Origin of the sequence: Noviherbaspirillum galbum (assembly GCF_010974945.1) — a bacterium.
GTDB lineage: Bacteria > Pseudomonadota > Gammaproteobacteria > Burkholderiales > Burkholderiaceae_D > Noviherbaspirillum > Noviherbaspirillum galbum.
In genome coordinates, this window is the sequence record NZ_JAAIVB010000037.1 from 328,589 (window position 1) to 337,615 (window position 9,027).

A 9,027-nucleotide genomic window follows, 5' to 3' on the forward strand; every position below is an offset into this window, starting at 1 on the left:
AAACAATTTTCGAGCGGTCGCATGCTTTGCTGCTCTGCTTTTGAGTTTCTGCTATCGCGCCTAGGGCAGCTATAGTCTGCCTTCCGGACCCTGCCTGATCGAGACTAAACTGTCGAAATCGACCCAAAGCAGCCATAGCTGGGAAGCAGAAGTTGCTACAAGGAACTCGCAAGGCCAGTCCGTTTTTGAAAAGTTTGGTTGTATGGTTCTGAAGATGTTAACTTTTCACCAAAAATTCGAACCGACGAAACTTAATTGTTTATTAAAACTCTCATATGTTCCCGAATGGGGTTTATCGATGAGCGCTCCCTTTGTTCCAGGATCCTTGCGCCATTTCAGCTCTGCACTGTCTTTAGAGCTGTCGCATCCCGTGCCGGAAAATGTCCCAGACTGGCTTGACGCACAGCGCAAACATTGCATCCTGGCTCACCGCTTGGGCACCCAAGCCGCCGGAATCGGGATCTGGTATCTCAACCCCCCGTCCCAAACCATCATGTTGTGTCCTTTGTTGGCACGCATAGTCGGGTATGCCGAACAATTTCACATTATTTCTGCCAAACAATGGATGCAACTGATCAGTAATCAGGATCGTTTGCGTCTAGCGCACGACATAGCAAGCGGCCAGCCTTTTGACTTGGAATACCAGCTTCATCTTCCTAATGGACGGCATATCGAGCTTTTGACTCGTGCTACCGTAGTCCGCCGCCAAGGCAGCAATGGTTCCGGCCGCATTCTTGGCGTATGTATGGATGTTAGCAAGAAGCAGGATGGCGGTATCCACGCCACCGTGCCTCCCCACCAGCTTCATAACCTTGCCGACAGCAGTCCCGACGGTATTCTGGTAAAGGTAGTTGACCGCTACGTCTATGCGAACGCCGCAGCAGCACGCATTTTCGAAGTGGAACAACCCGAAAACCTGCTGCGCAGCTTGGCCGAGGAATTCCACGGCACCGATACCTTGCCCAGTCTTCACCAGCGACTGTCAGAGGTCATGCACGGGAAAGACAATGACGTGCCGACGACGTTACGTTGGCGGCGACGCAACGGTGACACGGCTTTTCTCGAGATTGTGGTCAGCCCATTGAACTGGAAAGGCCGCTATGCTTACCAGTTGATCTTTCGCGATGTCACCGAGCGGATGCAGACGCACGATCGCCTGCGCATTATGAACGACCGCCTGAAACTGGCGGTTGAAGGTGCCGGCGAAGGTACGTGGGAATGGGATCTTGTCCGCAATACCTACACCATTTCTGGCAAGCTCAAGCAGATTTTTGGCTGGCAGGAATATGAATTTTTCACTGGCACGATCAACTGGCATCACTTGATTCATGCGGATGACTACGATCGGGTCGTCCATGCGGTGCGAGCCTGCATCACGGGCAACAATCGCATGTATGAGTGTGAATTCCGCTTGATCGATCGCCAATGTCAGTGGAAATGGGTGCTTTCGCGCGGGGTAGTGGTTGCCTGGAGCGAAAGTGGCCGCCCGATTGCGATGGGAGGCATGTTGTCTGACATCAGCGCGCGCAAGGATGCGGAAGAGCTGGCCTGGCGCTATGCCAACCTAGACGTGCTGACCGGACTAGCTAACCGTCGCATGTTTCGCGACCGGCTGGAACAGGAAATCCGCGGTGCGCAACGCTCAAACCGCAAGTTAGCGCTCTTGTTCATTGATTTGGATGGTTTTAAGCAAGTCAATGATCTGCACGGCCATGATGCCGGCGACCTGCTACTGATCGAAGCAGCGTACCGAATCAAGGCCTGCGTTCGACAGACCGACGTGGTTGCGCGCTGGGGCGGCGATGAATTTGTCGTCTTGCTGACTGGCCTGGACGATCTGAATCAGATCAATTCCGTCATTGAAAAATTGCTGTACGGCCTTGGCGCTCCGTTTTATCTGGGACAGTCACTGGGCCATATTACCGGGAGCATCGGCGTGGCGCTCTACCCGGCCGACACCAATGATGGTCAGGACTTGATCAAGAAAGCCGATCAGGCGATGTACACGGCCAAGGAGCACGGCAAGAACCGCTTCAGTTGTTACACAAGGGAGATGGACGAGATCGCCCATGCCCGGTTGCGCCTGTCAACTGACCTGCGCCAAGCCCTGGTGCGGGGGCAACTTTCCCTGCACTATCAACCGGTTGTGAACCTAAAGACCGTTACCATTTCCAAGGCGGAGGCACTGTTGCGCTGGCACCATCCGAACATGGGGAATGTTGGCCCCGCCGAATTCATTCCTCTGGCGGAGGAAGCCGGATTAATTGCCGAGATCAGCCACTGGGTATTTTGTGAAGCGGTCGCCTGCGCTAAGGAATCGAACCAGATTGCCGGACGTATCGTGCCGATATCAATTAACAGATCCCCGATGGAGTTCTTATCCGACTCAACCGGGTCGGACTGGCTGCGATATCTGTCCGAAATGGATATGCCGAGCAGCGCGATCATCGTCGAGATCACCGAGGGCCTGCTCCTTCATCCGTCTCCTTCCGTAAAAGACCAACTCTTACGTTTTGCGCAGTCAGGTCTGCTGGTGGCGCTTGACGATTTCGGTACCGGCTATTCGGCGATGTCCTACCTCCACCAGTTTCACATCGACTATCTCAAGATAGACCAGTCTTTTATCCAAGACATCAATGTCAATCTTACCCATCAGACGATCGTGGAAAGCATTATCTTGATGGCACACAAGCTTGGACTGAAGGTCATTGCCGAAGGAATCGAAACCGAACAGCAGATGACTTTCCTGCGGCAAGCCGGCTGCGATTACGGACAGGGCTTTTATTTTTCCCCGCCTATCCCATCAACCATATTCCAGCGGATGCTTGACGGGAATCTTCATTGACGTGCACTGGTAACCAACCTATCAGCAGGAACGATAAGGACGAAATGCTCAATCAGCTGATTCTATGAACGCGCATAGGCAATTTGTCTATCATGGGCAGAAAGCAACCAAGGAGCCGGCGATAAGTGTAAGCTCAATGCCAATATAACAGTCATGCATACGATTGCTTCCCATGAACGAGGACAAATTCAGCATTCTGCACTTCCCACCACCAGCGCCAGGCTTCACACCCAGCAACCTGTCGTTCTTCGTGGTAGGAATTGGCGCCTCAGCTGGTGGCATCGAAGCCCTGATCCGTTTTTTTGAAGCCATGCCGTCGGAAAACGGCATGGCTTTCGTGGTAGTGATACACCTGTCGCCGACCCACAAGAGCAATATCGCCCAAATCCTGCAGGAGAAAACCAAGATGCCGGTGCTCCAGGTCACGCAGACAGTGGCGATACAGCCGAACCATGTCTACATCATTCCGCCGACCAAAGATTTGCTGATGAATGATGGTTCGTTGCAAATCGTCGAAGCGGTCCGTCCGCACGGCAGGCACGTCACCATCGACGTATTCTTCCGCACCCTTGCGGAGGTGCATCGCGAACGTGCAGTCGGCGTAATTCTGTCCGGTGCCGGTTCGGATGGCGCTGTCGGCATCGCCCGCATCAAGGAAAAAGGCGGGATGACCTTTGCCCAGTTGCCGGACGACGCCGAGTACGACAGCATGCCGCACTGCGCGATCCAGACCGGCTTGGTGGATTGGGTGCTGCCGGTCGTGGACATGCCTCAAAAGCTGCTCGATCTCTTCCACAACGCTTCGTCGCTACAACTGCCGCAGGCGCGGAACCTCGACCAGAGCCTTGCCGCCTCAAATATTGAGGCGCAGGCGGCGGAAGCGGAGGTCGCGCTGCGCGAGATCATGAAAATGCTGCGCATTCGCACCGGCCATGATTTCCAGCACTACAAACGGGCGACCGTATTGCGTCGCATCGAGCGGCGGCTGCAGGTTACAGGCCTGCCGAACGTGATTGCCTACCGAAATCATCTCGAGGCCGATCCCGATGAAGCGCGTGCCCTACTGCAGGACATGCTCATCAGCGTCACCAATTTCTTCCGCGACCGGGCAGCCTTCGAAGCGCTCGAACGGGATGTGATTCCACGCATTTTCCAGGAGGCGCCGGCAGCCGAGCAGATTCGTGCCTGGTCAGTCGGCTGTGCCACAGGAGAGGAAGCCTATTCCTTGGCGATGCTGCTCGTCGACCAGAACGCCTTGTCGAGCGCGCCGAGACCAATCCAGGTTTTTGCATCCGATATCGACGAGCGGGCAATCGACATAGCACGCCGCGGCACTTATCCGAATTCGATCGTCACCGATGTAACACCAGTAAGGCTTCGCCAGTATTTCGATAAGCTCGATGTCAGCTATGGCGTAAAGCGCGAGATCCGGGAAAAAATTCTGTTCGCCATTCACAACATCCTGCGCGACCCGCCATTCTCCCGGCTGCATCTGATTACCTGTCGCAATCTGCTTATTTATCTGGATCGCGACGTGCAGAAAAAAGTATTCGAGATCTTTCATTACGCACTGGCCCCGGCCGGCTTCCTGTTTCTAGGTTCGGCGGAATCGGTGGACGCGCTGCCCGACCTGTTTGTGCCGGTCGACAAGAAGTATCGCATTTACCAGGCAACGAACCTGCGCTCCGGCAGCCATTCGCTACCGACCCTTCCAGCCATGGATCTCTCGCCGGTACTGAAACCGGTTAAACAGCAGCCTGAACGCCGGCACGCGGCGCCACAGGAAATCTACCGGCAGTTCCTTGAAGACTACGCTGCACCCAGCATCTTGATCGACCAGCATCATGCGGTGGTATATGCGACGAGGAGCGCTGGCCGCTTCCTGCACCACCCTGGGGGCGAGCCTTCCACCGACATCCTGACCACGGCCCACCCCGACCTGCAACTGGAACTACGTGCGGCGCTGTTCCAAGCATCCCAGTCTCATCAGGAGATCGTCACCCGCTATCTGCCGATGCAGGAAGCGGGAAAAATGGCCTTCATACGCATGGTGATCCGTCCAGCGCGCGACCAGCATGCGGGCACCGGCATGTTCTTCCTGGCGTTCGAGGAATCGACCGACCCGGACAAGGCCGTTCTGGTCATGGAGCCTGCCGCTGACAATGCGATAGCGGTGCATCTAGAAAAGGAGCTGATGCAAACCAAGGCGCAGCTGCGCTCCGTGATCGAGCAGTACGAGACGGCGTTGGAAGAGCTCAAGGGGGCGAACGAGGAACTACAGGCCAGCAACGAAGAACTACGCTCGACTGCTGAAGAACTTGAAACCAGCAAGGAAGAACTGCAGTCGATCAATGAGGAGCTCAACACCGTCAATCAGGAACTGAAAATAAAGGTAGACGAAACGGCGAGGACCAACGACGACCTGCAGAATTTTCTTGCCGCAACGGAGATTCCGACAATTTTCGTCGACCGCAACATGCGCATCAAGCGCTTCTCCAAGCCTTGCACCAAGCTGTTCAACCTGATCGAAAGCGACGTTAGCCGGTCACTGCTCGATATCACTTACCGACTCGATTACCCGGATCTGGAAGACGACATCGAGAACGTTTTCCGGACGCTGCGGCCGAACGAACGCGAGGTACGCGGCACGAGCGGCGGGCAGTGGTATATCGCCCGCCTGCTGCCTTATCGCACGGCGGAGGACCGGATTGAAGGCTTGATTCTTTCCTTCATCGACATCTCCACGCGCAAGGCGGCCGAGGAAAATCTGCGCAGCAGTGAACAGCGCATGCAGGTCATCAGTGTCAGTACAAGAGACTACGCGATCGCTACCATGGATGCCAATGGCATCATCACGAGTTGGAATAGCGGCGCCGAACACGTGTTCGGCTATTCCGAAGTCGAGATGATCGGATGCAGTGCAGGGCGACTCTATACCCAGGAAGATCAGGCGATGGAGGTGTTTCAGGACGAGTTGCGGCGCGCCCGCGCCGAGGGACGATCCGAGGATGACCGATGGCACCTTCGTAAGAACGGCGCACGCATATTTTGCAGCGGCATTACCTCGCTGCTGGCGGAGCAATCACCGGGCGGTTACATCAAGATAGCTCGTGACGTCACCAAGCTGAAATGGGTACATGAGCAGCAGGACGCCAAGCTGACATGGGAGCGACAGGAAAGGATTCGGGCAGAGGAGGCGGCGCGAGTGCGCGACGAATTTTTTGCTGTGCTCTCGCATGAGCTCAAGCAGCCGCTCAACCTGATCCAGCTGACCGCTGAAATGCTGAGCCGCTTGCCTGACGCCGCGAGCACGCCGGCGATCCTTCGAGGCACTGCGACCATCAAGCACATGGTGGAAGGCCAGGCGCGGATCATCGACGACTTGATGGATCTATCGCGCCTGCATACCGGCAGGCTATCTCTTACGCATACTCAGTTCGAGCTGCGGGACAGCGTTGCGCAGGTAGTTCGACTCATGGGCGCCGACGCTGAGAAAAAAGGCGTTGCGCTGCGTATCGACACGGGCGACGACGAGGTGCTGATCTATGGCGACGCAGTGCGGATCGAGCAGATTGCATGGAATTTGGTGAGCAATGCACTCAAGTTCACGCCGACGGACGGCAGCGTGCATGTGCGGGTCGGACGGGAAGACGAAGCGGCAATCATCGAGGTGACCGACACAGGCAAGGGAATTTCCCCGGAGCTTATGCCCTATATCTTCGACATGTTCAGGCAGGCGAATTCCAGCACCACCCGGCAGTTTGGCGGCTTAGGCATTGGACTAGCCCTAGTGAAGGAACTGGTCGCGAGTCATGGCGGACGCGTCGAAGCACATTCCGCAGGAGAAGGATGCGGCGCGCATTTCCGAGTCTGCCTTCCACTTTCCTTGTCGCAGCTGACTAAACCACCGGTGATGCCGGATGCCGAATACACCTTGAGGGGAAAACGCGTACTGCTGGTTGACGATGCGCCGGAAACGCTGGAAGCCCTTAGTATCCTGCTTGGCATGGAAGGCGCCAACGTCACAACGGCCTCGAATGGTGCTGACGCAATCCAGATTGCCGACGCGGCAAACGATAAGTTTGACCTCATCGTTTCTGACCTAGGCATGCCTGGCATGGATGGCCACCAGTTACTGGCAGAGTTACGTCAGCGTCCTGCGACTGCCGCAACAGCCGCCATTGCATTAAGCGGCTTCACCCGTCCGGCTGACATCCGACGTGCGCTGGAAACCGGTTTCGCGACGCATGTCTGCAAGCCCGTTGAATTGGATCAATTTATAAAAACTGCAAGCCGACTTTCCGTGTAACAGTTTTCTAGATCATTAGCAAAAGATGAATTCATTTATCTGTATCTCCTTTAGTGAAGGCGGCTTTAGTCGTGACTGTCTGAAGATGGCCGGATTCGCCGGCGGCCCGCCCAGTGTTTCCGACTGCTAGGCGCCGCCTTACGGACTATACCTTGCCGCCGGCCCCATTCCTTAGCCGACCCGTTGTTGACGGTCAAGATTCTCAAAAGCAGACCTTGTTCACCGCACAAGATCCATCATTGGAAGCTGCAACGCTACCTGATTGCTTCCGGAGGGAGCAGTTCACCGGGCGGGGCTTGCATCAGCTGGAGCGTCATCGCCTTTTTGCGGCTCACACCCCAAGCGGTGATTAATCCCCATAAGCGAACGTCTTCAGATATTTGCTCGATAAAGAACCATTTGACCGCTTCAAGATGTCGTCAACGTCGGAACCCCTCTCCATTCGGCTAAACGTGCTAAGAACATCTCACCTTGCGAATATTTGCCCGCAGTGGGCTAGATTGCCTCTTATGTGATAACACCGGCGGGAAGGGAAGTTGTACCTGCATAACATTTAGAGGTCGACGCAGACAGCGTCTCCAGGAGCGCGTAGACTCCCCCATGGACAAGGAGCCCCCATGACTCAGGAAGAAATTATCGAACTATTCCGGCAGAAGGCGAATACACTGGAGTACGAAGCACAGTCGTCGATGTTCCAGCATACTATTCTGGAGTTGGCGCAGCTGCTTGCCGAATCACGCGGCAGGTTGTCGAAAGAAAACTTCGAAACATTGCTGCGCATCGGCGGCGTCCTGTACAAGGAAGGGAACAGCCAGTTCCAGGCAAGGTCAGACGTCCATAAAATTATGCAAGATTCAAAGAAGTAGTGCATCTGCACGCCTTGGCAAAGCCGCCGGTTCCTCCAACACGTGTACCTCTCTCCACGACCTTCGCAAGGAAGCCATGACAGTACTTGTATCGGTCAAGATTAATGACGGTGTGGTGATGGCCGCGGACAGCGCCAGTTCGTTCGCAAGCGGCATGGTCTACAACAATTCGCACAAGATCATCAATATTTACGAAGGCCTTCCGGTGGGCGTGATGGTCACGGGTGCTGGGGGGATCGGCAGCGAATCCATCCATACGCTGCTCAAGGACCTGCGACTACGGTTCAGCAATAAAGACGGTATGCATGAGATGTGGCAACTCGATACCACCCTCTATACGATTGAATCCATCGGTGCGCGCCTGCGGCAGTTTCTGTTCGAGGAGAAGTCAGTCCCGCATGGTGCGACGACCTGGACCAAGTTGCGTCTCTGCGGCTACTCGGCGGGAAGGCCGATTGCGGAAGTTTGGGAAGTCAACCTGATGGGACCGGATTGTCCGCCACCGGCATGCATACAAAGTGAACATGAATTTGGCCTGCGCTGGGATGGGGAATATGAGGCCCTCGACCGCCTGGTATTTGGACTGGGAACGCGATTCAATGAATTCGCCGTGAAGCATGGCATGACGCCGGACCAGGCTGCCGCGCTGCGGGAAAAGCTTGTGCCGGACCTCTATGAACTTCTTTTCGTCGAGGCCATGCCGATCCAGGATGCGATCGAACTGGCGCGCTATCTAGTCGAGACGACCATCGGCTTCATCAAGTATTCCGTTGGCAGACCCAAGGTCGTCGGCGGACCGATTGAAATCGCGTCGATCACCAAGCATGAAGGATTTCAATGGGTCCAGCGCTAGTCCTCCGCCCGCCTAAGCGCTTTCCTTACTGCCTATCCCAGTAGGCCTATGGTGCGCCAGGTGATGATGCCGCAAGCGAAGTGAAGGAAAGCGAGATAGTTCTTCGCTTTCTTTGCCCAGCGAATCAGCAATCCCCGAAACCGGTTCAACCAAC

The 9,027-nt window shown here is 55.5% G+C and carries 4 protein-coding genes and 1 pseudogene; 4 read left to right on the top strand and 1 reads right to left on the bottom strand.

All coding sequences use genetic code 11. The features are described from left to right. Positions 1-202 precede the first annotated feature (202 nt). The 4 genes from G3574_RS11960 to G3574_RS11975 all read left to right on the top strand — a co-directional run bounded on the left by G3574_RS11960 (position 203) and on the right by G3574_RS11975 (position 8,873). Positions 203-2,845: a sensor domain-containing protein gene (locus tag G3574_RS11960; RefSeq protein WP_163963336.1), complete on the top strand. Its 2,643-nt coding sequence runs from the start codon at positions 203-205 to the stop codon at positions 2,843-2,845. A 172-nt stretch (positions 2,846-3,017) separates the two neighbouring features. Beyond that, positions 3,018-7,154, top strand: a complete 4,137-nt coding sequence (locus G3574_RS11965) for a chemotaxis protein CheB (protein WP_163963338.1) — start codon at positions 3,018-3,020, stop codon at positions 7,152-7,154. Between the two features lie 617 nt (positions 7,155-7,771). Then, the gene (locus tag G3574_RS11970; protein WP_163963340.1) at positions 7,772-8,020 is read left to right on the top strand and encodes a hypothetical protein; all 249 of its coding nucleotides are present in this window, start codon (positions 7,772-7,774) and stop codon (positions 8,018-8,020) included. Between the two features lie 76 nt (positions 8,021-8,096). Then, positions 8,097-8,873 (top strand): ubiquitin-activating E1 family protein, encoded by a 777-nt coding sequence (locus G3574_RS11975; protein WP_163963343.1) that lies wholly within the window; start codon positions 8,097-8,099, stop codon positions 8,871-8,873. A gap of 32 nt (positions 8,874-8,905) precedes the next feature. Here the strand turns inward: G3574_RS11975 and G3574_RS11980 are convergent. Next, positions 8,906-9,027: pseudogene (locus G3574_RS11980) on the bottom strand (IS5/IS1182 family transposase); the annotation flags it as partial.